This is a genomic window from Rhodococcus sp. P4_C10, from assembly GCF_056402135.1.
This window is the reverse complement of sequence record NZ_JBFUHZ010000014.1, coordinates 36,656-59,939: the sequence shown is the minus strand read 5'-3', so window position 1 is coordinate 59,939 and position 23,284 is coordinate 36,656. Positions and strand designations below refer to the sequence as shown.

The following is a 23,284-nucleotide window of genomic DNA, read 5'->3' as shown; positions in this document are numbered from 1 at the left end:
GGCATGACGTCGCCGGCGGCACTGAGCATCGTCCGCGATTGCGGAGTCGGCGGGCGACTTCAGTTGGTGGCGCGTGAGTTCAGTCTGCGGGGGTCGAGGCCCACAGTTCGGAGATCCCGACGCCCAGGTCGCCGAGCAGACGCCGGACCAGCGGCAGGCCGATGCCGATCACGCTGGACGGGTCGCCCTCGATCCGGTCGATGAACCAGCCGCCGAGCCCGTCGAGGGTGAAGGCCCCCGCGACCTGCATGGGTTCGCCGGACTCGAGGTAGGCCTCGAGGTCGTCGCCCGACGGGGTCCCGAAGTGCACCACCGTCGCGCTGTCCGCGGCGGCCTCGTCGACGACGGCGCCGGCACGGACCCGCAGCACGCAGTGCCCGGTCAGCAGGGTGCCGCTGCGGCCGGCCATGGACCGCCAGCGGGCTCGGGCGACGGCCGCGGTGTGCGGCTTGCCCTGTAGTTCGTCGTCGATCCGCAGCATCGAGTCGCAGCCGATCACCACGGCGTCCGCGACGATCTCGGCGGGGAGGTCCGGCAGGACCGCCGACGCCTTCGCCCGGGCCAGTTCCGTGACGACGTGCTCCGGTGCGGCCCGGGGGCCGAGCGCGGCCTGGATCGCGTCCTCGTCGACGCCCGAGACGTGGACGTACGGCTCGATCCCCGCCTTGCGCAGCACTGTCAACCGCGCAGGCGAGGCCGAGGCGAGGACGAGCCGGGTCACGCCCGGTTCTGGAACGAGTACGGGGAGAACGGTGCGCGCGTGCGGTGCATCTGCACCGGCTCACCCCAGCGGTCCTGCGGGGTGTTGTCCACCACGCTGTCCGCCGCCGCAGCTGCGGCCGCGAACACGGTCACCAGTGCGGCCACGTCGGCATCCGTCGGAGAGCCCTTGAGCACCGTGAGGAAAGGCGGCCGGGTGTCGGCTGCGCCCGTCGCCGCGGCCTCCGCCACAGCGGCGGAGTCGACGGTCGCCGCGGCCTCGGCCAGCACCTCGACGTCTTCGAGTACGGAGTCGCTCAAGATGTCGCCTGTCGTCGTCACAGCGGGATGTTCCCATGCTTCTTGGGGGGAAGCGTCACCATCTTGCGCTCCAGGAGTCGCAAGGCGGCAACGATCTGGCCACGGGTGTGCGACGGCGGGATGACCGCGTCGACGTAGCCGCGCTCGGCGGCCACGTACGGGTTCACCAGGGTGTCCTCGTACTCGTTCTGCAGCTCCAGGCGCAGCGCGTCCACGTCGGCGCCCGACGCCGCGGCGTCCTTGAGCTGCTTGCGGTAGACGAAGCCGACGGCGCCCGAGGCGCCCATCACGGCGATCTGCGCGGTCGGCCACGCCAGGTTGACGTCGGCACCCATGTGCTTGGAGCCCATCACGTCGTACGCTCCGCCGTACGCCTTGCGGGTGATGACGGTGATCTTGCCGACCGTCGCCTCGCCGTAGGCGTAGAGCAGCTTCGCGCCGCGGCGGATGATGCCGTTGTACTCCTGGTCGGTGCCGGGCAGGAAGCCGGGCACGTCAACCAGGGTGATGATCGGGACGTTGAACGCGTCGCAGGTGCGCACGAAGCGCGCGGCCTTCTCGGACGCGTCGATGTCGAGGCAGCCGGCGAACTGCATCGGCTGGTTCGCGACGATGCCGACGCTGCGGCCGTCCACGCGACCGAAGCCGACGATGATGTTCGCGGCGCGCTCGGCCTGCACCTCGAGGAACTCGTCGTCGTCGAGCAGGCGACGGATGACCTCGTGCATGTCGTACGGCTGGTTGGCCGAGTCCGGGATGATCGTGTCCAGCTCGAGGTCCTCGGGGGTGAGCGAGTCCTCGATGGAGCCGTCGATCGGGTCGGACGGCGCCAGGCGCGGGGCCGCGGCCTGGTTGTTCGACGGCAGGTAGGACAGCAGGTCCTTGACGTAGTCGAGGGCGTCCTGCTCGCCGGAGGCGACGTAGTGCGCGACGCCGGACTTGACCATGTGGGTGTGTGCGCCGCCCAGGTCCTCCATGGTGACGTCCTCGCCGGTGACGGTCTTGATCACGTCGGGGCCGGTGACGAACATCTGCGAGGTCTGGTCGACCATCACCACGAAGTCGGTGAGGGCGGGGGAGTAGACGTGGCCGCCGGCGGCGGGGCCCATGATCAGCGAGATCTGCGGGATCACACCGGACGCCTGGACGTTGCGGTGGAAGATCTCGCCGTACAGGCCGAGCGAGACGACGCCCTCCTGGATGCGAGCGCCGGCGCCCTCGTTGATGCCGACGAGCGGGCGGCCGGTCCGCAGCGCCAGGTCCATGACCTTGACGATCTTCTCGCCGTAGATCTCGCCGAGGCTGCCGCCGAAGACGGTGGCGTCCTGGCTGAACACGCAGACGTCGCGACCGTCGACGGTGCCGTAACCGGTGACGACGCCGTCACCCGCGGGCCGGTTGTCGGCCAGACCGAAGTTGACACTGCGGTGCCGGGCGAGCGCGTCGAGCTCGACGAAGGAGCCCTCGTCGAGGAGCGCGGTGATGCGTTCCCGGGCGGTCAGTTTCCCCTTGGCGTGGACGCGCTCGACGGCGGCCTCGCCGCTCGGGAGCATGGCTTCCGCCTGGCGTCGGTGCAGGTCAGCGAGCTTTCCTGCCGTCGTGTGGATATCAGGGGTGCTCGACGCCTCTTGCGCGGTGGGGTCCTGGACACTCGTCATAAGGACAGAGTTTATCCAGAGGGTTCCGGGGGCCGTCGACCGAGGGCAGATTGGGTACAACCATTGAACCCAAGCTACTGGCGAGTATCAAGTCGGCGTCGAATCGGCCGGCCGATCGGAGGGTCGCGCGCCGACCGGGCCGCCCATAGGCTCGGGGGCATGTACACCGACCTGAACCGGCCACCCCTCGACCTGGACGCCCTGCGCACGGCCCTGGTGAGCTCGGGGCCCGACGGCGACTCCCGGGCCTTCTACGCGAGCCTCGACCTGGTCGAGGAGACCGGCTCGACCAACGCCGACCTGCTCGCGCGCGCCGCCGACTCGGACCTCGACCGCGCGGTGCTGGTCGCGGAGTTCCAGGACCACGGCCGTGGCCGGCACGCCCGCTCCTGGGTGGCGCCGCCGCGGTCGGCGCTGTCGGTGTCGGTGCTGCTGCGCATGCCCGGCCTCGAGATCTCCAGCCTCGGCTGGCTCCCGCTGCTCACCGGGGTTGCGGTGGTCAACGCGCTGCGCTCGGTGGCGGAGGTGGATGCGAGCCTCAAGTGGCCCAACGACGTGCTCGTCGGGGGCCGGAAGGTGGCGGGCATCCTCGCGGAGGTGTCGCAGACGGTGCCGGTGCCCTCGGTGGTGGTGGGCGTCGGGCTCAACGTCAGCCTCACCGAGGACGAGCTCCCGGTCCCGACCGCGACGTCGCTGGCGCTGGTGGGCGCGGCCACCATCGATCGGGACACGTTGCTGCGCGCGGTGCTGCGGGAGTTGGCGGTCCAGTGGAACGCGTGGAGCGAGGACGGTTGGTCCACCGCGGGCCTCGCGGCGGACTACCGCGCCCGCTGCGCGACGATCGGCCAGCCGGTCCGGGTGAGCCTGCCGGGGGACCGCGAGCTCCTCGGTGTCGCGACGGACGTCGACGAACAGGGCCGCATCGTGGTGCTGCCGGACGGCGGGGGTGAGCCGGTGGCGGTCGCGGCCGGCGACGTCACGCACCTGCGGCCGCGGGACTGAGCTGGCGTCCGGAGGTGTCTGGACGCSACGGATCTACGGCCGCGGGACTGATCTGGCGTCCGGASGTGTCTGCCCCCCCCCCCCCCTCCGTCGCGTCTGTGCCCGGTTGGCTCAGTAGCGGTCGTTGTCCCAGGTGGTCACTGCCCAGATCACCACGACGTCGAGCGCGATGATGAGGATCGACCACAGCGGGTAGTACGGCAGCCACAAGAAGTTGGCGATGATCGACAGCGCCGCCAGCACGATGGCGGTCACCCGCGCCCAGGTGGCGCCGCTGAGCAGCGCGAGGCCCGTCAGCGCGATCAGGATGCCGACCACGATGTGGATCCAGCCCCAGGTGGTGACGTCGAACTTGTAGGTGTACTCGGGGCCGACCACCAGGAGGTTGTCCTTGGCGACGGCGGAGATGCCCTGGAACAGCTGCAGGATGCCGACGGTCATCAACAGAACAGCGGCGGCGATGGAGGCCCCGGCCGCGAAACCTTGCTTGACAGTGTTCTCAGCCTGGTGGGTTGCAGTTTGGTCCGTCATGGCTGGTTCCTCTCGTCTTGTCGGTGGCGAGTGATGAGCATGGTGCGCTTCGCAAGAATTCTGTCGGCGTCGCCGCAGGTCGGACATCATCCGTTGGGGGTGACATTCGCCGGTTGCGAAGTCATCCGTCGTGGGTGATGCCGCCCCGGCCGCCCCGGTGCGAACCTCGGTGCTGATTCAGTGGCCGAGGAAGGACAAATCATTTGACGACCTATTCCGGCGGGGCCGCGACGCCCGCGTCCGCCCCGCCGTCCCCGGTGTCCCAGTCGACCCTCCCGCGCGGGTTGATCGTGCTGCTCGGCCTCGCGGGCGCCGTGGTCGCGGTGGCCGGCACGAGGGCCTTCGCCGGGATCGTCGGGCCGGTGTTCCTGGCGCTGATGCTGGTGGTGGGGGTGCAGCCGCTGGGGGACTGGGTGCAGCGCAAGGGCGCGCCCAAGTGGGTCGCGGTGATCTCGACGCTGACCGCGGTCTACCTGATCCTGCTCGGTCTGGTTGCGGCGCTGATTGTCTCGATCGCCCAGTTGGCCACGCTGCTGCCGCAGTACACCGACAAGGCCGACGAGCTGATCGCCAGCCTGCAGAGCCAGTTCGCGCAGCTGGACATCGGGTCCGAACAGGTGGAGAAGGCGCTCTCGAGCATCGATCTCGGCAAGGTCATCGGCCTGGTCGACGACGTGCTGCTCGGTCTGCTCGGCGTCTTCTCGAACCTCTTCTTCATCCTGGCGCTGCTGATCTTCATGGCGATGGACGCGAGTTCGTTCGGGGAGCGGATGCGCGCGGTGGCCTACTCCCGCGCGGACATCGCCTACGCGTTCTCCGCCTTCGCCAGCGGCACGCGCAGCTACCTCGTCGTCTCGACGGTCTTCGGCCTCATCGTCGCCGTGATCGACGCGGGCGTGCTGTGGGCCATGGGCATCCCACTGCCGATCCTGTGGGGACTGCTCTCCTTCATCACGAACTACATCCCGAACATCGGCTTCGTCATCGGCCTGATCCCGCCCGCGCTGATCGCCCTGCTGGAGGGGGGTCCGACGCTGATGCTCTGGGTGATCGTCCTCTACAGCGTCATCAACGTCCTCATCCAGTCGGTGATCCAGCCGAAGTTCGTCGGCGAGGCCGTCGGCCTGTCGGTGACGCTCACGTTCTTGGCGCTGGTGTTCTGGGGCTGGGTGATCGGGCCGCTCGGTGCGCTGCTGGCGATCCCGATGACGCTGCTCGCCAAGGCGTTGCTGCTCGACATCGACCCGTCGACGCGGTGGGCGAACGCGTTGATCACCGGGTCCGCGCCGAGTCCGGAGGAACTCGCGACCGCCGAGCAGGAGGCCGCGGAGCGTGCCGCCGCCCTGCAGTCGGCGGCGCAGTCGGAGGTCACCGAGGCGGTACTGGACGCGTCCGTGGAGCCGACCGACGGCGCCGCAGTGGTGGCCGCGGAGGGCACGGCGTCCGGCCGCGACTAGGTGGCACAATTTCGCGCATGGGATACCCGGACGATGCCCTCGCCGCGGACGAGGAACTGCTGCTGCATCGGCACCCGCACTGGAAGATGCTGCTGCTGCCGGCGATCACGTTTCTCCTCGCGACGGCGGCCGCCGGGTTCCTCGCCGGCCTCGCCCAGTCCCGGCTCGAGGGGGCAGCGCGCACGGTGGGCCTCCTCGTCGTGCTCGCGGGGTGGATCGGGATCGTCGGCTGGCGATGCGTCGGCACGCTCGTCAGCTGGAAGTCGACGCACTTCATCATCACCGACCGTCGGGTGCTGATCCGGCACGGCGTGATCACCCACACGGGCATCGACATTCCGCTGGGCCGGATCAGCAATGTGCAGTTCCGGCACGGTCTGCTCGACCGGATGCTGAGGACCGGGACCCTGGTGATCGTGTCGGCCGCTGACGATCCGCTCGAGTTCGAGGACATCCCGGACGTGCAGCGGGTGCATTCGCTGCTCTACCACCAGGTGTTCGACTCGACGTACCTGGACCCTGGGGAGAACCCGGGCGGAGCAGTCGATTTCGGCTGATCGGTGGCAACGGATACGCAGTTGTTGCGCGGCTCCGTACTGTGGTGACGTGACTGCCGTACTACTTGCCGAGGACGACGAGGCCATTGCCACGCCGCTCTCCCGCGCGCTGGGTCGCGAGGGCTACACCGTGACCGTCGCCCAGACCGGACCCGAGACGCTCGACATGGCCCTGGGCGGGTCCTTCAAGCTGCTGATCCTCGACCTCGGGCTGCCCGGCATCGACGGGCTCGAGGTCTGCCGCCAGTTGCGCGCCAAGGGGTCCAGCCTGGCGGTGCTGATGCTCACCGCGCGAACCGACGAGGTGGACTTCGTGGTCGGCCTCGACGCGGGCGCGGACGACTACGTCGGCAAGCCTTTCCGGCTGGCCGAGCTGATGGCCCGGGTGCGCGCCCTGATGCGCCGCGGCGGCAACGCCGACGACTCGGTGGTGGAGGTCGGCGACATCCGGCTCGAGGCGGCCGCCCGCCGGGTGCTGGTCGGCGGGACCGAGATCGCCCTGGCCAACAAGGAGTACGAACTCCTCAAGGTGCTCATCGACCGGGCCGGCGAGGTGGTCTCGCGCGACGTCATCCTGCACGAGGTGTGGGGCGACGCGGACCTGCGCGGGTCCAAGACGCTGGACATGCACATGTCGTGGTTGCGTCGGAAGATCGGTGACGAGGGTCCGGTCGCCGAACGTCGCATCGCCACCGTCCGCGGTGTCGGGTTCCGCTTCAACAACTGACGGGCCGCCGAAGTGCGTCGTCGCATCCTGCAGTCCATCGTCGCCGTCGTCCTGCTGACCGGTCTCCTGCTCGGCCTGCCGCTGATGTACCTCGGCTGGATGTGGGTCGAGGACTTCAGTCGGACCAGCCTGCAGAACCGGCTCGACCAACTGGCCGACGAGATCATCGCGCAGGAGGGCGAGGCCGGCGTGATCGAGGGCGGGCTCGACGTCGACACGCTGCGGTTGGCGATCCCGGACGGCGGCCGGCTCTCGGTGACCTATCCGATGCCCGACGACTCGGTCGCCCGCGTCGAGATCGGGGCGGAGCCGCTCGACGATCCGCTCGTCGAGACGATCTCGATGGGCAAGTCCGGTTCGCTGAGGCTCGAGGTGTCGGCCGACCGGATGCAGACGATGCAGCGGCAGGCCGCCGCCGCCGTCGGGCTGGTGGTGCTGGTGACCTTCGGCGCGGGTGTGGCGGTGGCATCGGTCACCGCCCGTCGGCTGGCGGACCCCTTGCAGGACGTGGCGGACCGCGCCGCCCGGCTGGCGCAGGGCGACTTCCGTCAGGACGCGCGGCGGCACGGGATCCCCGAACTCGACCGTGTCTCGGACGTGCTGGACTCCGCGACCGTCGAGATCGCGGGGCGCCTGCAGCGCGAGCGTGAGCTCGTCGGCGACGTCTCCCATCAGCTGCGGAGCCGGCTCACCGCGGTCCGGCTGCGGCTCGACGAGCTGTCCGTGCACCCGGACCAGGCGGTGGTCCACGAGGCGGACGAGGCGCTCGCCCAGGTGGATCGGCTCACGCAGGCGATCGACGACCTGGTGCGCTCGTCCCGGGATCTCGGCGGCGGGCACCGCCGGGTGCCGGTGCTGGCGGAGCTGAGGACGGTGGTCGCGGAGTGGCAGCCGCAGTTCGAGCAGGCCGGACGGTCGCTGGTGCTGCGCGGGTCGCCGGACCTGTGGGCGTCGGCGACGGCGCCGCGACTGCGGGAGTCGGTGTCGGTCCTGGTCGACAACGCGTTGCGGCACGGCGCGGGCACCTGCACGGTGCTGGTGCGGATTGTGCCGGGAGTCGAGCCTCGCCGCGACGCGATGGTGTGCGTGGAGGTGTCGGACGAGGGCATGGGCGTCAGTGACGCGCTGGCCCCGCACATCTTCGAACGCGGGTTCTCCGGGGCGGGGTCGACCGGGGTGGGCCTGGCACTGGCGCGGGCGCTGGTCGAGGCCGACGGCGGACGCCTCGCACTGCAGAGCCGTCGACCGGCGCTGTTCGCGGTGTTCGTGCCGACCGCCCGCGGTGAGGATCCCGTCGCGCCGGTCGAACCGCGATAGCCCTCAGCTGTGGTCGAGTTCTTCCTCGGCGAGCTGGTCCGGGGTCGCGTCGAACGCGATGGTGCCGTCGGGCTCGACGCGTCCGTTCTCCTCGGGGAACGCGAAGCGGCGCAGCGCCCAGAACCGGAAGACCATCTGCAGCAGGTTGCCGATGATGTAGTTGAGCACGAAGTCGACGATCACCACGGTGGTGACGTCCTGCGTGCCGCGGATGTCGAAGACGTTGTTCGCGATCCACAGCGGGGCGGCTGCCAGGCCCACGCCGACGGCGCTGATGGTGAAGAACAGCAGAGCCTCGTGGTGGCGCTCGCGTCCGCCGCGGTGCTTGAACGCCCACTCACGGTTGAGGATGTAGCTCAGGATCGTCGCCATCACGCCGGAGATGATCTTGGCGACGACGGGCTTCTCTTCGAGGATCGTCAGGCTCAGCGAGTAGAAGATCGCGAGGTCGAAGATCATCGTGGTGCCGCCGACGAGGGCGAACTTGACCAGTTCGTGATGCTGCAACACCAGCCCCCGCAGGGGTTGGGGGAGGCGGCTCACGACTTGATCGATAAATGACACAACGGTTGAGTCTACGAAAGAGCCCGGTGTGACGTGCGACGGACACTCCGATCTCAGGCGTCTATCAGGATGGGTGGTGCTTCCGTCGCCTTCGGATGGGTGCCGTCGACCTCGACGTACCCACGGCGAACCGGGCATGACACCATGGTCAGTCGTGAGCGTTGAACCCGGATCCCAGCCCCGCCCCACCAGCCCACGAGGCCCGAGCACCGGCATGCCGGTGGTCGCGATGATCGGTGGCGGGCAGCTGGCGAGGATGACGCACCAGGCCGCGATCGAGCTGGGCCAGTGCCTGCGGGTGCTCTCCGGCGGACCGGACGAGCCGGCCGCGCAGGTCAGCTCCGACGTGGTGCTCGGCAGCCACACCGACCTGGACGCGCTGCGCCGGGTCGCGGTCGGCTCGAACGCGCTCACCTTCGACCACGAGCACGTGCCCACCGAACACCTCGAGGTGCTGGTCGCCGAGGGTGTCAACGTGCAGCCGCCGCCGCACGCGCTGGTCTTCGCGCAGGACAAGCTGGCGATGCGCAGGCGGCTCGCCGAGCTGGGTGTGCCGGTGCCGGCCTTCGCCGAGGTGACCTGGGCCGGGGACGTGGAGCGCTTCGGCAACGAGCACGGCTGGCAGATCGTCGTCAAGGCGGTCCGCGGTGGCTACGACGGCCGGGGCGTGTGGATGCCGACCGACGCCGAGTCGGCCGAGGCGATCGTCACCGAGCAGCTCGACAAGGGCGTGCGGTTGATGGTCGAGCAGAAGGTCTCGATGCGTCGCGAGCTGTCCGCCATGGTCGCGCGCTCGCCGTACGGCCAGGGTGCCACCTGGCCGGTGGTGGAGACCGTGCAGCGGGACGGGCAGTGTGCCGTGGTGATCGCGCCCGCGGCCGACCTGCCCGCGGCGCTCGCGACCGAGGCCGAGCAGTTGGCGTTGCGGATCTCGGCCGAGCTCGGCGCGGTCGGGGCGATGGCGGTGGAGCTCTTCGAGACCACGGACGGCCGGCTGGTGGTCAACGAGTTGGCCATGCGACCGCACAACTCCGGACACTGGACGCAGGACGGCGCGCGGACCTCGCAGTTCGAGCAGCACCTGCGGGCGGTGCTCGACTACCCGTTGGGCGACACCTCGCCGATCGCACCGGTGACGGTGATGGCGAACGTGCTCGGGGCGCCCGAGGCGCCGGCGATGAGCATGGACGAGCGTCTGCACCACCTGTTCGCCCGGATGCCGGACGCGAAGGTGCACCTGTACGGCAAGGGCGAGCGCAAGGACCGCAAGATCGGGCACGTGAACGTGGTCGGGGCGGCCGGCGGTTCGATCGACGACGCGGCGTACGTGGCGCAGGTGCGCGAGCGCGCCGAGCGTGCGGCGCACTGGCTCTCGCACGGGGAGTGGACCGACGGTTGGGACGTGCATGGCGGGGCGAGCGAAGCGACGGGGAATTGAACCAGCCGAGCGAAGCGACGGGGAATTGAACCAGCCGAGCGAAGCGACGGGGAATTGAACCAGCCGAGCGAAGCGACGGGGAATTGAACCAGCCGAGCGAATTGACGGGGAGTGACACGGTGAGTGATTCGAACGGGCCTCAGGTCGGCCTGATCATGGGCAGCGACTCCGACTGGCCGACGATGGAGGCCGCGGCGGAAGCGTTGGCGGAGTTCGGGATCCGGTTCGAGGTCGGCGTGGTCTCCGCGCACCGCACCCCGCAGCGGATGCTGGACTACGCCCGCGAGGCGGCCGATCGCGGGCTGAAGGTGATCATCGCGGGCGCCGGCGGGGCCGCGCACCTGCCCGGCATGGTCGCGTCGGCGACCGCGCTGCCGGTGATCGGCGTGCCGGTGCCGCTGAAGTACCTCGACGGGATGGACTCGCTCCTGTCGATCGTGCAGATGCCGGCCGGGGTTCCGGTCGCGACCGTGTCCATCGGCGGCGCGCGCAACGCGGGCCTGCTGGCGGCGCGGATCCTCGGGGCGTCGGACCCGGCGCTGCGGGCGGCGATGGAGAAGTTCCAGGCCGGTCTCGAGTCGATGGTGCTGGAGAAGGACGCGGCGCTGCGCGCCAAGCTGCTGGGCTGACCGAGACGCGCGGGCGGGCAGTTGCCCGTTTCGCGCATCCGGGTGGGTCTGCCGGGTTAGATTCTGCGACGTTCGGATTTACGTTCATCGTTGCAACGAATTCCAACCTGGGAGAGTCGACATGCCTGCGCCGCTTGACGAGTACCCGATCCACCAGACCCCGCTGTCGATGGCGCGGGTCGCCACCAGCGACAAGAACTTCTACGACCGTTCGTACTTCAACGCCCTCGACACCGAGGGCGACCTTTTCCTGGTGACCGGCTTCGGGGCGTACCCGAACCTGGGTGTCACCGACGCGTTCGCGACCGTCCGCAAGGGCGATCGGCAGTGGGCCGTGCGGTTCTCCGACGCGCTCGAGGAGCGTTCGCTGGACCTGGCGGTCGGCGGCTTCCGCATCGAGGTGCTCGAGCCGCTACGGCGGCTGCGGGTGGTCTGCGAGGGCGACGACGCCGGCGGCCTCGGATTCGACCTCACCTGGGAGGGCTCCTGCCCCGCGGTGCAGGAGCAGCCGCACCTGCTCATGAACGGGCTGCGGCCGCAGCTGGATTCGAGCCGGTTCGCCCAGACCGGCACCTGGTCGGGCGTGCTGTCGGTCGACGGCGAGGACGTCGTCGTCGATCCGGACCGGTGGATGGGCACCCGCGACCGCTCGTGGGGGATCCGCCCGGTCGGCGACGGCGACCCGGCGGGCCGGCTCGTCGACAACCCGTCCGAGGGCTTCTGGTGGCTGTACGTGCCGCTGCGGTTCGAGGAGTTCTCGGTGATCGTGATCGTCCAGGAGAGCCCGGACGGGTTCCGCACCCTCAACGACGCGACCCGGGTCTGGAACGACGGCCGGATCGAGCAGCTCGGCTGGCCGCGGGTCGAGTTCGACTACGTCTCCGGCACCCGGCGGGCCCGGGCGGCCACCCTGCACCTGACCGCGGCCGACGGCAGCCCGGTGACGATCGAGGTGACCCCGCGAACCGGGATCGCGCTGCACGTCGGCGCGGGCTACGGCGGCGATCCCGAGTGGACGCACGGCCAGTGGCGCGGCCGCAAGTGGGTCGAACGCGCGGTCTACGACCTCACCGACCCGGCGATCGCGGGCCGTATTCCCTTCGGCGTCAGCGACTTCTCCGCCAGCGCCACCTGCAACGGTGAGCCCGGCGCCGGCCTGTTCGAGCACGCGAGCCTCGGCAGGCACGATCCCACCGGGTTCGCCGACTGGTCGTCGGTCGCCCCCTAGGCGGCTCCGACGCCTGTGCGCCTTTCTGGTTGCTCCCGCTACGGAAAGGCGCACAGGCCCGCAGGGCCTACGCTGGTCCGCATGCCCAGCGACGATCCCGCACAGTTTCGGCTCACAGTGGTGGCGGAGGCACTGCGGCTGTTTGCCGAGAAGGGCTACGAGGCCACCACCGTCGACGAGATCGCGGAGGCGGCGGGCATCTCGCGGCGCACCTTCTTCCGGCAGTTCCGGGCGAAGGAGGACGTGGTCTTCGCCGACCACGAGACGCTGCTGACCCAGGCCGCCGAGTACCTGGACACCGACCACGACGACCCGTGGAAGGCCGTGTGTGACGCCGCCATGCTGGTGTTCGAGCGCTTCTCGCACTGGCGGGACGTGGCCGAACGGCGCTACGCGGTGGTCCAGGGCGTGCCGGCGTTGCGGGACCGGGAGATCGTGACGGGCTACCGCTACGAGCGGCTGTTCGTGGAGTACCTGCGTCGTGAGTTGCCCGACGAGGCGGACCTCGAGCTGGTGCAGTTCGCGGCCTCGGTGACCGCCACCCACAACTACCTGCTGCGCCGGATGGTGCGCGACGGGGTGCGCGCCACCTCGGGCGAATTGCGCGCCGCGCTGGCCGAGATCCGGACGCGGGTCCACCGGGCCGCGGGAGCGGACGGGTTCGCCGACGAGATGGTGGTTGCGGTCTTCCCGCGCGGGACCGCGCCGAACCGGGTGGCGGACCTGCTGCAGGAGCGGCTGGGTTCGGGGCGCTGACCGCGGGGCCGGAGTGAAGGCGGCGCCAATCCTTCGCAGGGTCTGGCACTCGGTGCCGCACCGCGGCACGTAGTGCGCCAGGAACTTGCCGGTGGTTGGGGTATAGTGGGCTCAGTTTGGCACTGAGTGCCGCGTCGGACTTCGGTCGCGGCGGATCACCACTTTCTCCCAGAGGAGCTGCAGATGGCTGGAAACCCGGACTTCGACCTGTTCAAGCTCGCCGAAGAGCACGACGAGCTCCGGGCGGCGATCCGCGCGCTTTCGGAGAAGGAGATCGCGCCGTACGCCAAGGAGGTCGACGAGAAGGCCCGCTTCCCCGAGGAGGCGCGGATCGCCCTCGTCAACTCCGGCTTCAACGCCGTGCACGTGCCGGAGGAGTTCGGCGGACAGGGTGCCGACTCGGTCGCCACCTGCATCGTCATCGAAGAGGTCGCCCGCGTCTGCGGCTCGTCGTCGCTGATCCCCGCCGTGAACAAGCTCGGCACCATGGGCCTGATCCTGAACGGCTCCGAGGAGCTCAAGGCGCAGGTGCTCCCGTCGATCGCCGCCGGCGACGCGATGGCCTCCTACGCGCTGTCCGAGCGTGAGGCCGGCTCCGACGCCGCCGCGATGCGCACCCGCGCCAAGGCGGACGGCGACGACTGGATCCTCAACGGCTCCAAGTGCTGGATCACCAACGGCGGCCAGTCCGCCTGGTACACCGTGATGGCCGTGACCGACGCGGACAAGGGCGCCAACGGCATCAGCTCGTTCATGGTGCACAAGGATGACGAGGGCTTCACCGTCGGCGCGCTCGAGCACAAGCTCGGCATCAAGGGTTCGCCGACCGCAGAGCTGTACTTCGAGAACTGCCGCATCCCGGGCGACCGCATCATCGGCGAGCCCGGCACCGGCTTCAAGACCGCGCTGCAGACGCTCGACCACACCCGCCCGACCATCGGTGCGCAGGCCGTCGGCCTGGCCCAGGGTGCGCTCGACGCCGCGTTGGCCTACACCAAGGACCGCAAGCAGTTCGGCCGCGCCATCGCCGACAACCAGGCCGTGCAGTTCATGCTCGCCGACATGGCGATGAAGGTCGAGGCCGCACGCCTGATGGTCTACACCTCGGCGGCCCGCGCCGAGCGTGGCGAGAAGAACCTCGGCTTCATCTCGGCCGCCGCGAAGTGCTTCGCGTCGGACGTCGCGATGGAGGTCACCACCGACGCAGTGCAGCTGTTCGGCGGCGCCGGATACACCACCGACTTCCCGGTCGAGCGGATGATGCGCGACGCCAAGATCACCCAGATCTACGAGGGCACCAACCAGATTCAGCGGGTCGTGATGTCCCGCGCGCTGCTCAAGTGAGCTGACCGCACAGCCCCTCGGTAGGCCCTGCGGCCCACCACCCCACGTTCCCCGATGTCACATCGGTTCCCCCCCGGGGCACCCGATGTGACATCGGGGAACTGGCGTTTGTGGGGTCGGCCGTGGCCGCGGTGCGGTGCGGCGCCGTCCGGTGGCTACGCTGGCGACATGGTCCGATTCCCGCTGGGCGAGCGCTGGTACCGCTGGAGTGCCGCGCATGCAGTGGGGATCGACAGGGCTCTCGCGGCCGCGTTGGCGTTGCTCGGCGTGGCCGTCTCGGTCGGCACCGGACCGCTCGACGTGGCGATCGCGCTCGGCCTGACCGTCCCGCTGGCCTGGCGTCGTACCCGCCCGGCGGTGACCGGGTTCGCGGTCGCGCTGTCCTCGGTGATCTACCTCGCCGCGGGGACCCAGACGAATCTCGCGCTGCCGGGCATCTGTGTCCCCATCGCCCTGTACGCGCTCGCGGCGTACGGGCCGAGGTGGGCGGTCGGGTGGGGCCTGGCCGCGGCCGTGCTGGGTGTGGTGGCGGCGGGCCTGAGGTTCTTCGGCGGCGAGGAATCCACCTGGCAGGCCCACGCCTTCATCATTGCCTTCCTGATCGTGTACGTCGTCGCGGTGTGGGCCTTCGGGGACCTGCGCCGGGTGCGCAACCAGGAGTTGGAGGGCCTCACCGAACGGGCCCGGCTGCTCGAGCTCGAGCGCGCGCAGGAGGCGGAGATCGCCGCGATCAACGAGCGGACCCGGATCGCCCGGGAGATGCACGACATCGTCGCGCACTCGCTCACCGTGGTGATCGCGCAGGCCGACGGCGGGCGCTACAGCGCCAGGGCCGACCCCGAGGCGGCGGTCGCCGCGCTCGAGACGATCGCACAGACCGGGCGGCAGGCGCTGACCGACATGCGTGCCCTGCTGTCGGTGCTGCGTTCGGACCACCCCCGTGAGTACAGCTCCACGCCACGGGTTTCCGACATCGACGACCTGATCACGGAGATGCGTCGCGGCGGCCTCGCGGTGGCGCACCGGGTCGAGGGCGAGGCCCACGAGCTGTCCACCGGGGCGGAACTGACCGCGTACCGGATCGTGCAGGAGTCACTGACCAACGTGCTCAAGCACGCCGGACCCGACGCGCAGGTGACGGTCGACCAGCGGTGGGGTGAGCGGGCGCTCGAGCTGACCGTCAGCGACGACGGCCGGGGCGGCGCCGCCGCCCTGGTCGCGCCGAGCGCCGGCGGGCAGGGCGTGATCGGGATGCGGGAGCGGGTCGAACTGCACCGGGGCCGGTTCGAGGCGGGTCCGCAGGCCGGCGGCGGCTACCGGGTCCAGGTCGAACTGCCCTACGAGAGGAACATGACATGACGGAATCCGGGCCGATCCGGGTCGGACTGGTCGACGACCAGCAGTTGGTGCGGGCCGGCTTCCGGATGGTGATCGACTCCCAGCCGGACATGAGCGTGGTCGTCGAGGCCGCCGACGGCGAGCAGGCATTGCGCGAGCTGACCCGGGTGCCCGTGGACGTGGTGCTGATGGACGTGCAGATGCCGAACATGGACGGCATCGAGGCCACCCGCAGGCTCGCGGCGCTGGAGCTGTCCCCGAAGGTGGTGGTGCTCACCACCTTCGACAACGACGAGTACGTGCTCGCGGCCATCTCCGCGGGGGCCAGTGGGTTCCTGCTCAAGGACGCCCAGCCCGAGGAGCTGCTCGACGCGGTGCGGACCGTGTACCGGGGCGACGCGGTGATCGCCGCCCGGTCGACCCGCAGGCTGCTCCAGCACGTCGGCCCGATACTGGCCGGGGCGACCCCCGTGGCCCGCCCGCAGCTGCCGGAGGCGCTGACGAAGCGGGAGGTGGAGGTGCTCGAGGCGATGGCGCACGGACTGTCGAACGGCGAGATCGCGGCGAAGTTCTTCGTCTCCGAGGCGACGGTGAAAACCCATGTGGGACGGGTTCTCTCGAAGACCGGTTCGCGAGACCGGGTCCAGGCGGTGGTGTTCGCCTACCAGGCGGGGCTGGTGCGGCCGGAGGACCTGCTCCGCGGCTGACGTCCTACCCAGGTATGACGGGGCCGCCCGGTGGGTCCCCCCGCACGCCGATGCTCCCGCGCCCTGGATCCCACCGCGCGCCGATGCGCCCGACCGGTCCGCGCTCGTAGCGTCGATTTCATGACGACACTGGACATTCCGGCGGCCCGCGCGGTCGCACTGACGAAGCTGTACGGGGAGGGCGAGGCCGCGGTTCGTGCGCTGGACGCGGTGGACGTGGACTTCCGCCGCGGGGAGTTCACCGCGATCATGGGACCGTCCGGATCGGGGAAGTCGACCCTCATGCACTGCCTCGCGGGCCTCGACGAGGCCTCCGGTGGCCGGGTCTACCTGGGGGAGACCGACCTGACCGGGCTCGGCGACCGCGCGCTGACCGAGTTGCGCCGTGACCGCATCGGATTCGTGTTCCAGGCGTTCAACCTGCTGCCGGTGATCACCGCGGAGGAGAACATGCTGCTGCCGATGCGGCTGGCCGGGATGCGCCCCGACCCCGACTGGATGGCGCAGGTGGTCACCCGACTCGGCCTTCGGCACCGGCTCGGCCACCTGCCGCACGAGCTGTCCGGCGGCCAGCAGCAGCGCGTCGCGGTCGCGCGGGCCCTGCTGCCCCGGCCCGACGTGATCTTCGCCGACGAGCCCACCGGGAACCTCGACTCCCATTCGGGTGCCGAGGTGCTCGGCCTGCTCCGGGCGAGCGTGCGCGAGGTCGGTCAGACCGTGGTGATGGTCACCCACGACCCGGTCGCCGCCTCCTATGCGGACCGGGTGGTGCTGCTCGCCGACGGCCACATCGCCGGCGAGATCGACAGTCCCACGACGGATTCGGTGATCGAGACGATGCGTGAGCTCGGGGCGCGCACATGCTGAGCCTCACCCTCGCGCAGGCCCGCGCCCACGCGGGCCGCTACCTGGCCTCCGTCCTCGCGGTCCTGATCGCCGTCGCGTTTGTGGTGGCGACGCTGGTGCTCGGCGCCACCACGCAGGCGAGCATCACGAATTCCCTTGCCGGGCAGTACCGGAACACCGACGTGGTGGTGGCAGACGCGGGCGACGCCGAGCAGGCCCGCCGCGCCGCCCTGGCCGTCGGCGAGGTGGCCGGGGTGCGGGCGGTGACCACTGACACCGAGACCGCGGTGCGGGTGTCCGCGGCGGAACACGGGAAGCTGTTCGGGACCGCCACCTCGCTTGCGGTCGACGAGGACCTGCGCTGGCAGCGCCTGTCGGACGGGCGTTTCCCCGACGCACCCGGCGAGGTGGCCGTCGGCTCCGGCTCCGGGCTCCCGCTCGGCAGCCGGGTTGCGGTGACCGCGCTCTCGGCCGACACCGGAGAGGTCTCGGGCGAGGCCGTCGTGGTGGGGGAGGTCGACCTGTCCGGGAGCGCCCGGCGGATGGGCGGGGTCTCGCTGTTCGCCACCGCGGACCAGCTCGCGACCTGGACCGCGGGCGGGGCACACCACGAGATCCGGGTGGCCGGCGTCGACGGAGATCAGTCGGCACTCGCCGCGGCGGTGGCCGGCGCCCTCGGGCCGGACGCCACCGTGCGGACCGGAGCCGAGCAGGCGGAGGCGGCCTCGGCCGAGTACCTCGGCGGCGCCGACGTGATCCGCAACGTGCTGTTGGCCTTCGCGGCGATCGCGGTGGTGGTGTCGGGGCTGGTCATCGCCAACACATTCGCGGTGCTCGTGGCCGCGCGGACCCGGGAGATGGCGCTGCTGCGCTGCATCGGGGCGACCGGCGCCCAGGTGCGGCGCGGTGTGCGGATCGAGGCGCTGGCCGTCGGGCTGGTGGCCTCCGTCGCCGGGGTACTCGCCGGGGTCGGGCTGGCCTGGGCCGTCACCCGGGTGGCCGGGGCCCTGGACGCCCCGGTCCCGCTCGACACCCTCGGTGTCTCGCCGGCGGCGGTGGGGGCCGGCCTGGCGGTCGGGCTCGTGGTGACCTACCTGGCAGCCATGGCGCCCGCGCGGGCGGCGACGCGGGTGGCGCCCCTCGCCGCCCTGGCCCCCGTCGAGGCGAAGCCCGAACCGGCCTCGTCCTCGTTGGCCCGCAACGTCGGTGGCGGCGCCGGGCTGCTCGTGGGCGTGGTGGTGCTGGCCGCGGGCGTTCGCGCCGAACAGGTGACCGTCGCGTGCGGCGGCGGCATCCTGCTCTTCCTCGGCGTGGTCCTGTTGGGCCGCACCGTCATTCCCGCCGCGGTGGCCGCGCTCGGGCGGGCCCCGGCCCGGCTGGCCGGACCGCTGGGGGAGCTGGCGGTGGGGAACGCGCTGCGAAACCCGCGCCGCACCACCGCGACCGCGACCGCGCTGCTGGTCGGCGTCACGGTCACCGCGACCATGGTGGTCGGCATCGCGGCGGTCGGGGCCAGCGCGCCGAAGGCACTCGACGAGCAGTTCCCCGTCGACGTGACCGTTGTCAGCGCCGCGCCGCAGGGCATACCCCTCGACCTCGAGCGCCAGGTCGGCGCACTCGACCGGGTGACGGCCGTGGCGCCGTTGCTGCGCGCCGAGGCGACGGCCCCGAACGGCCAACGGGTGACCCTCTCCGGCGTGGACCCGGACGCGACCCGCGCGGCACTGCGGATCCCGCTCGCACTGCCGCAGCCCGGGGAGATCTCGCTCTCGCCCGAGCAGATCGACGCCCTCGGCGTCGCCGTGGGACAGTGGCTCGAACTCCGCCACGACGGGGTCACACGGGCGTTGACGGTGGTCGCCGGACCGGACGGACAACCCGCGCTGGTCGGACGGTCGGAGGTGCTGGCGATGACCCCCGCCCCGGTCACCGAGTCATTGTGGATCCGGCTCGCCGACGGCTTGACCGACGAACAGGTCAACGCGGTCCAGTCCGAGATCACCGACGCGGCAGGGCAACTCGACCCGACCGCGGAGGTCGGCGGCGCGGTGGCCATGCGCGCCGCGCTCGCCTCGGTGCTCGACACGCTGCTGCTGATCGTCGTGGGACTGCTGTCGGTGGCGATCCTGATCGCGCTGATCGGGGTCGGCAACACGATGGCGCTGTCGGTGCTCGAGCGGCGGCGTGAGTCCGGACTGCTGCGGGCGGTCGGGGTGAGCCGGGCGGGCCTGCGGACGCTGCTGGTGTACGAGGCCGTGCTGGTGGCGGTGGTCGCCTCGGCGCTCGGGGTCCTGCTGGGCCTGGTGCTGGGTGTGGCGGGCACGGCATCGGTGTTCGGTGCCGAGGACGTCGTGCTGCCGTCCTCGGCCTGGCTGACGCTGGTGGTGATCGTGTTGGTCGGCGGGGTCGCGGGGGTGGCCGCGGCGTTGCTGCCGGCCAGGGCCGCGGCACAGGTGTCGCCGGTTCAGGCCCTGGCCGCCTGAGCCACCGCGCCGCGCCGGGTCTCGGCGCGGCGCGGTGTTCCGTCGTGCACCCGGTGCCAGATGCCGCGCGACTCTGGTCAATGCCCCGGGTGAGGCGTTCAATGGGAGCAGTGCGGCGATCGGGGCGCGGCGCGGAGGACAGCGTACTGTCACGGCGGTGCGGTGTGACCGTTTCCGGTAACGCAAGGAGTTGAGGGCACGATGGGATCGATCAGCGAAAATGTACTGCTGGCCATGATCGGGTTGATCAGCAATCTGCTGACAGGCATGAACGGTGGCAACGGCGGTGGCAACGGCGGCGGTGGCAACGGCGGCGGCCTGGGCGGCGGCTTGGGCATGGGCGGCCTCGGCAGCCTGGGTGGCCTGAGCGGCTAGCCTGCCCGCACCCGGGTCACCTTCTCACTCGCGACGCGACGCTCGGACCTCTCCTGGTCCGGGTTCGATACCTGCACCAGCGAGGCCCCGGCTGCCAGCACGGCCAGCAGTCCGTCGGTCAGCTCGCGGGTGGTCGACCACCCGGCGGTCGACAGCACCCGGTCGTCGGCGGAGAAGCCTTGCGCCGCAGCGGATTCGCGAGCGTCCGCCAGGACCTCGGTGACGGTCCGGCCGTCCAGCGCCGGGGCGCCGGCCGAAGCCGCATCGGGGCGGAACTGGTCGCCGTGCACCCGCACCGAGGTCGCATAGTCGGTCACGCCCACCGGCAGGTTCTCGGCGGGGCGGCCGAACGCGTCGAGGGACAGCACGGCCACCTCCGCCAGGTCCGCGACCTCGTCCAGTCCCTCGGCGGTGACCAGTGCCAGGTCCGCGTCGTCGGCGGCGGTCAGCAGCACCTCCGCACCCGTCCACCAGCACCCGAGCAGGACGGCGGCGGACTGCCAGTGCGCGGGGAGCAGCACGCTCACCCGGGCCCCCGGCAGCAGACCGAACTCGTCGCGCAGCAGGTTCGCGGTCTTGGCCGCCCAGTTCGCGAGGGTGAGCGCGGACAGCTCGATGCGCTCGCCGCTGGCGTCGTCGTAGTAGGTGACGCGCGGCCGCGCCGGGTCCCGCTGCAGGATCGGGTCGAGCAGGGCCGCGGTCAGGTTGGTCTCGCTCACGAATCCGCTTTCTCTAGTTGGCGCACTGCACCAGTCGAACGGCCATCAGTTCACACATCGCATCAGTTCACGCACTGGGGTCCCTTGCGGCCGGCATCGATGGCCGGCCCCGGGGTGACCGGGGTGGTGTTGGTGCCCTTCGCGACGATGTCGGAGGTGGGTTCGGCGGAACCGGACGTCGTGGCCGAGGCGGAACCGGGACCCGAGTAGTCGGTGGCGAGCACCACCCGCACGGTGTCCGCCGGCAGCGACGGGTCGCCGACCACCTGCAGCCCGCCGAGCGCCGCGGCGACCGACTTCGCGCCGTCCGAGTCGGAGTCGGCGGCCAGGACCCGGCTGGTGCTCACCGACGTGCCGGTGTTGTTGCCGACCGCGCCCTCGAGGAAGCCCTTCGCGGACAACGCCTCCGCGACCCGTGTCGCCAGCCCGCCGATTCCGCTGTCGTTGGCGACGTCCACCGTCACGGTCGAGGGGTCCACCGACGGCGTCGACTCCGCGTCGGAGTCGGTGTCCTCGCCCTGGCCCGCGAGCGAGGCCACGTACTTGCGGACCGCCTTGGGATCGACCTGCACGATGGACTCGCCGTAGTCGGTGGTCGCGTTGATGTCGACGACCGGGATCGTCTCGAACTTGACCTCACCGCCGGCGAGGCCCTGCAGTTGCTTGGCGAAACCGAGGATGTCCCAGTCGTCGTCGATCACCACCGAGCGCTGTACCGCGGAACTGAGCTGGCTCAGCTTGCTCGGGTTGCTCAGCGTCTTCGCCGAGAGCACCTGGTGCACCAGCGAGGCCATGAACACCTGCTGGCGGACGATGCGGTCGAGATCGCCGCGGGGCAGGTCGTGTCGCTGCCGGACGAAGGACAGCGCGTCGGCGCCGCGGAGGGTCTGCTCGCCCGCCGGGAACTTGGCCCCGGACATCCACTCGTCCACCGGGTTGTTCAGGCACACGTCGACGCCGCCGACGGCATCGGTGAGCAGGACGAATCCCAGCAGGCCGACCTCCGCGTAGTGGTCCACGGTCACCCCGGTCAGGTTCGCGACCGACTTGATCAGGGCCTCGCGGCCGGCCTGGGTGGCCTGCTGCTCGGCCTCGGAGTCGGATTCGCCCTCCGCCTTCAGCCGGTCGAGTTCGGTGGCCTTGGTCGCGCCGAACGCGGCGTTGATCTTGGAGTTGCCGATGCCCGGGACGTCCACGTAGGAGTCGCGCGGAATCGACAGGGCGGTCGCGGAACTGCCGTCGACGGGCACCCGGATCAGCACGACGGTGTCGGTGTTGTCGGCCTCGGCGTCGCCCGCGCGCAGCGAGTCGAGCTCGCCCTGCGAGAGGGGGTTGCCGTGCGCGTCGGTGCGGCTGTCGGTGCCGACCATCAGGATGTCCAGCGCGCCGTCCTTGGTGCCGCCGAGCCCGAGTCGGGCGGTGGCGAGGTTGGCCTCGAGGGCGTCGACACTGCGCCAGGCGAACCCGGTGACCACGAGGACCAGCGCCGACACGATGGCAAGGGCCAGTCGTCCCGGGTGGGCGGTCAGCCCGCCCGCCGAGGTGGTCGGGCGCGACCGATCACCCCTGGGCGGTCTTCGGCCCGGCGTACTGCCGCCGCGCACCTTGCTGTCCGGCACGAATTGGGTCCTCCTGTCGATACGGTGTCCCTTCGACCCGGTCTCAGGCTACTGACGAAACGGCCCCGGTCTCGGACCTCGGACCGGCGTGCCAGACTTTCCGATGTGACGAAGATCCTTGTGACCGGCGCCCGTGGCCAGCTCGGTACCCAGTTGCTCCGCCGTGGTGCCACTCTCGGGTTGGACGTCGTCGGCCTGGGGTCGGGCGAGTTGGACATCACCGACCCCGACGCCGTGGCCGCGGCTGTTCGGCCCGGTTCGGTGGTGCTCAACTGCGCCGCGTACACCGCGGTCGACGCCGCAGAGTCCGACGAGCCCGCCGCGACCAGGGTGAACGTCGACGGGCCGCGCACCCTTGCCGAGGCCACCGCGCGCGTCGGCGCCCGGCTGGTCCACGTCTCGACCGACTACGTGTTCGCCGGCGACGCGACCGTCCCGTACGAGCCGGACGCGCCGACGGGGCCCCGGACCGTGTACGGGCGGACCAAGCTGGCGGGGGAGCGGGCGGTGCTGGCCGCGGACCCGGCCGCGGTGGTGGTCCGCACCGCCTGGGTGTACACCGGGACCGGATCCGACTTCGTGGCCACGATGCTGCGGCTGCAACGCGAGCGCGACCACGTCGACGTGGTGGACGACCAGGTCGGCTCGCCGACCTTCGCCGGTGACCTCGCGGCCGGACTGCTCGAGCTGGCCGGCCGCGACGCGGTCGGGGGCGTCCTGCATGCGACCAACTCCGGGCAGGCCAGCTGGTTCGACCTCGCCCGCGCGGTGTTCGCCGCCGTGGGCGCGGACCCGGAACGGGTACGGCCCTGCGGCACCGCACAGTTCCCGCGGCCGGCCCCTCGCCCGGCCTACTCGGTGCTCTCCCCGGCGGCGTGGGCGGCGGCGGGTCTGACCCCGCTGCGGCCGTGGCGCGCGGCACTGGAGGCGGCCCTGGCGGAGGTACCCGCGGTCTGCGACTAAGGTTGC

Annotated in this window: 23 protein-coding genes; 16 read left to right on the top strand and 7 right to left on the bottom strand. The window is 71.1% G+C overall.

The window, feature by feature from the left end:
* Positions 1 to 79: 79 nt before the first annotated feature.
* Genes AC1DWC_RS11985 through AC1DWC_RS11975 form a run of 3 tightly spaced genes read right to left on the bottom strand, consistent with a single transcriptional unit; the run spans position 80 to position 2,678 of the window.
* Complete coding sequence (locus tag AC1DWC_RS11985) at positions 80 to 721, bottom strand: Maf family protein (protein WP_477908295.1); 642 nt, start codon at positions 719 to 721, stop codon at positions 80 to 82.
* On the bottom strand, positions 718 to 1,020 hold the full coding sequence (locus AC1DWC_RS11980; RefSeq protein WP_477908293.1) for an acyl-CoA carboxylase epsilon subunit: 303 nt from the start codon (positions 1,018 to 1,020) through the stop codon (positions 718 to 720). The genes AC1DWC_RS11985 and AC1DWC_RS11980 overlap by 4 nt, the downstream gene beginning before the upstream one ends.
* A 17-nt stretch (positions 1,021 to 1,037) precedes the next feature.
* Positions 1,038 to 2,678: an acyl-CoA carboxylase subunit beta gene (locus AC1DWC_RS11975; RefSeq protein ID WP_072843655.1), complete on the bottom strand. Its 1,641-nt coding sequence runs from the start codon at positions 2,676 to 2,678 to the stop codon at positions 1,038 to 1,040.
* A gap of 159 nt (positions 2,679 to 2,837) precedes the next feature.
* Between AC1DWC_RS11975 and AC1DWC_RS11970 the strand changes: the two genes are divergently transcribed.
* Positions 2,838 to 3,680 (top strand): biotin--[acetyl-CoA-carboxylase] ligase, encoded by an 843-nt coding sequence (locus tag AC1DWC_RS11970; RefSeq protein WP_477908291.1) that lies wholly within the window; start codon positions 2,838 to 2,840, stop codon positions 3,678 to 3,680.
* A gap of 111 nt (positions 3,681 to 3,791) precedes the next feature.
* Here the strand turns inward: AC1DWC_RS11970 and AC1DWC_RS11965 are convergent, their stop codons facing one another.
* Positions 3,792 to 4,211, bottom strand: coding sequence for a DUF7144 family membrane protein (locus tag AC1DWC_RS11965; protein WP_477908289.1), 420 nt, complete (start codon positions 4,209 to 4,211; stop codon positions 3,792 to 3,794).
* Between the two features lie 203 nt (positions 4,212 to 4,414).
* Here AC1DWC_RS11965 and AC1DWC_RS11960 point away from each other — a divergent pair, with 203 nt between their 5' ends.
* The 4 genes from AC1DWC_RS11960 to AC1DWC_RS11945 are packed head-to-tail and all read left to right on the top strand — an operon-like array spanning position 4,415 to position 8,269.
* Positions 4,415 to 5,668, top strand: coding sequence for an AI-2E family transporter (locus tag AC1DWC_RS11960; protein ID WP_477908287.1), 1,254 nt, complete (start codon positions 4,415 to 4,417; stop codon positions 5,666 to 5,668).
* Between the two features lie 17 nt (positions 5,669 to 5,685).
* Entirely contained in the window at positions 5,686 to 6,225 is a 540-nt protein-coding gene (locus AC1DWC_RS11955; protein WP_477908285.1) for a PH domain-containing protein, read from the top strand.
* A gap of 49 nt (positions 6,226 to 6,274) precedes the next feature.
* Positions 6,275 to 6,952 (top strand): response regulator transcription factor, encoded by a 678-nt coding sequence (locus tag AC1DWC_RS11950; protein WP_477908283.1) that lies wholly within the window; start codon positions 6,275 to 6,277, stop codon positions 6,950 to 6,952.
* Between the two features lie 12 nt (positions 6,953 to 6,964).
* Positions 6,965 to 8,269, top strand: coding sequence for a sensor histidine kinase (locus AC1DWC_RS11945; protein ID WP_477908281.1), 1,305 nt, complete (start codon positions 6,965 to 6,967; stop codon positions 8,267 to 8,269).
* Between the two features lie 3 nt (positions 8,270 to 8,272).
* Here AC1DWC_RS11945 and AC1DWC_RS11940 read toward each other — a convergent pair whose 3' ends face one another.
* Positions 8,273 to 8,833 carry a GtrA family protein gene (locus AC1DWC_RS11940; protein ID WP_477908279.1) on the bottom strand — a complete coding sequence of 187 codons (561 nt, stop codon included), beginning with the start codon at positions 8,831 to 8,833 and terminating at the stop codon, positions 8,273 to 8,275.
* A 136-nt stretch (positions 8,834 to 8,969) separates the two neighbouring features.
* Here AC1DWC_RS11940 and AC1DWC_RS11935 point away from each other — a divergent pair, with 136 nt between their 5' ends.
* The 10 genes from AC1DWC_RS11935 to AC1DWC_RS11890 all read left to right on the top strand — a co-directional run bounded on the left by AC1DWC_RS11935 (position 8,970) and on the right by AC1DWC_RS11890 (position 19,977).
* A complete protein-coding gene (locus tag AC1DWC_RS11935) occupies positions 8,970 to 10,271 on the top strand; it encodes a 5-(carboxyamino)imidazole ribonucleotide synthase (RefSeq protein WP_477908277.1) in 1,302 nt (433 codons plus the stop codon).
* A gap of 119 nt (positions 10,272 to 10,390) precedes the next feature.
* Entirely contained in the window at positions 10,391 to 10,900 is a 510-nt protein-coding gene (gene purE / locus AC1DWC_RS11930; RefSeq protein WP_477908275.1) for a 5-(carboxyamino)imidazole ribonucleotide mutase, read from the top strand.
* A 121-nt stretch (positions 10,901 to 11,021) separates the two neighbouring features.
* The gene (locus AC1DWC_RS11925; RefSeq protein WP_477908273.1) at positions 11,022 to 12,128 is read left to right on the top strand and encodes an Rv3169 family protein; all 1,107 of its coding nucleotides are present in this window, start codon (positions 11,022 to 11,024) and stop codon (positions 12,126 to 12,128) included.
* Positions 12,129 to 12,209: 81 nt separating this feature from the next.
* Positions 12,210 to 12,884, top strand: coding sequence for a TetR family transcriptional regulator (locus tag AC1DWC_RS11920; protein ID WP_477908271.1), 675 nt, complete (start codon positions 12,210 to 12,212; stop codon positions 12,882 to 12,884).
* A gap of 183 nt (positions 12,885 to 13,067) precedes the next feature.
* The gene (locus tag AC1DWC_RS11915) at positions 13,068 to 14,228 is read left to right on the top strand and encodes an acyl-CoA dehydrogenase (RefSeq protein WP_477908269.1); all 1,161 of its coding nucleotides are present in this window, start codon (positions 13,068 to 13,070) and stop codon (positions 14,226 to 14,228) included.
* Between the two features lie 168 nt (positions 14,229 to 14,396).
* A complete protein-coding gene (locus AC1DWC_RS11910; RefSeq protein WP_477908267.1) occupies positions 14,397 to 15,587 on the top strand; it encodes a sensor histidine kinase in 1,191 nt (396 codons plus the stop codon).
* Positions 15,584 to 16,273 carry a response regulator gene (locus AC1DWC_RS11905; RefSeq protein ID WP_477841508.1) on the top strand — a complete coding sequence of 230 codons (690 nt, stop codon included), beginning with the start codon at positions 15,584 to 15,586 and terminating at the stop codon, positions 16,271 to 16,273. The genes AC1DWC_RS11910 and AC1DWC_RS11905 overlap by 4 nt, the downstream gene beginning before the upstream one ends.
* 120 nt (positions 16,274 to 16,393) lie before the next feature.
* Complete coding sequence (locus tag AC1DWC_RS11900) at positions 16,394 to 17,140, top strand: ABC transporter ATP-binding protein (protein ID WP_477908265.1); 747 nt, start codon at positions 16,394 to 16,396, stop codon at positions 17,138 to 17,140.
* Positions 17,134 to 19,602, top strand: coding sequence for an FtsX-like permease family protein (locus AC1DWC_RS11895; RefSeq protein ID WP_477908263.1), 2,469 nt, complete (start codon positions 17,134 to 17,136; stop codon positions 19,600 to 19,602). The genes AC1DWC_RS11900 and AC1DWC_RS11895 overlap by 7 nt, the downstream gene beginning before the upstream one ends.
* Positions 19,603 to 19,803: 201 nt before the next feature.
* Positions 19,804 to 19,977, top strand: coding sequence for a hypothetical protein (locus tag AC1DWC_RS11890; protein WP_477908261.1), 174 nt, complete (start codon positions 19,804 to 19,806; stop codon positions 19,975 to 19,977).
* On the opposite strand, the gene AC1DWC_RS11885 is transcribed toward AC1DWC_RS11890, so the two are convergent.
* Both AC1DWC_RS11885 and AC1DWC_RS11880 read right to left on the bottom strand, forming a co-directional pair.
* Entirely contained in the window at positions 19,974 to 20,696 is a 723-nt protein-coding gene (locus AC1DWC_RS11885) for a TIGR03089 family protein (RefSeq protein ID WP_477908259.1), read from the bottom strand. The genes AC1DWC_RS11890 and AC1DWC_RS11885 overlap by 4 nt on opposite strands.
* A gap of 62 nt (positions 20,697 to 20,758) precedes the next feature.
* Positions 20,759 to 22,225, bottom strand: a complete 1,467-nt coding sequence (locus AC1DWC_RS11880) for an LCP family protein (RefSeq protein ID WP_477908425.1) — start codon at positions 22,223 to 22,225, stop codon at positions 20,759 to 20,761.
* 195 nt (positions 22,226 to 22,420) lie between these two features.
* On the opposite strand from AC1DWC_RS11880, the gene rfbD reads away from it, so the two are divergent.
* Positions 22,421 to 23,278 carry a dTDP-4-dehydrorhamnose reductase gene (gene rfbD, locus AC1DWC_RS11875; protein ID WP_477908257.1) on the top strand — a complete coding sequence of 286 codons (858 nt, stop codon included), beginning with the start codon at positions 22,421 to 22,423 and terminating at the stop codon, positions 23,276 to 23,278.
* Positions 23,279 to 23,284: the final 6 nt, after the last annotated feature.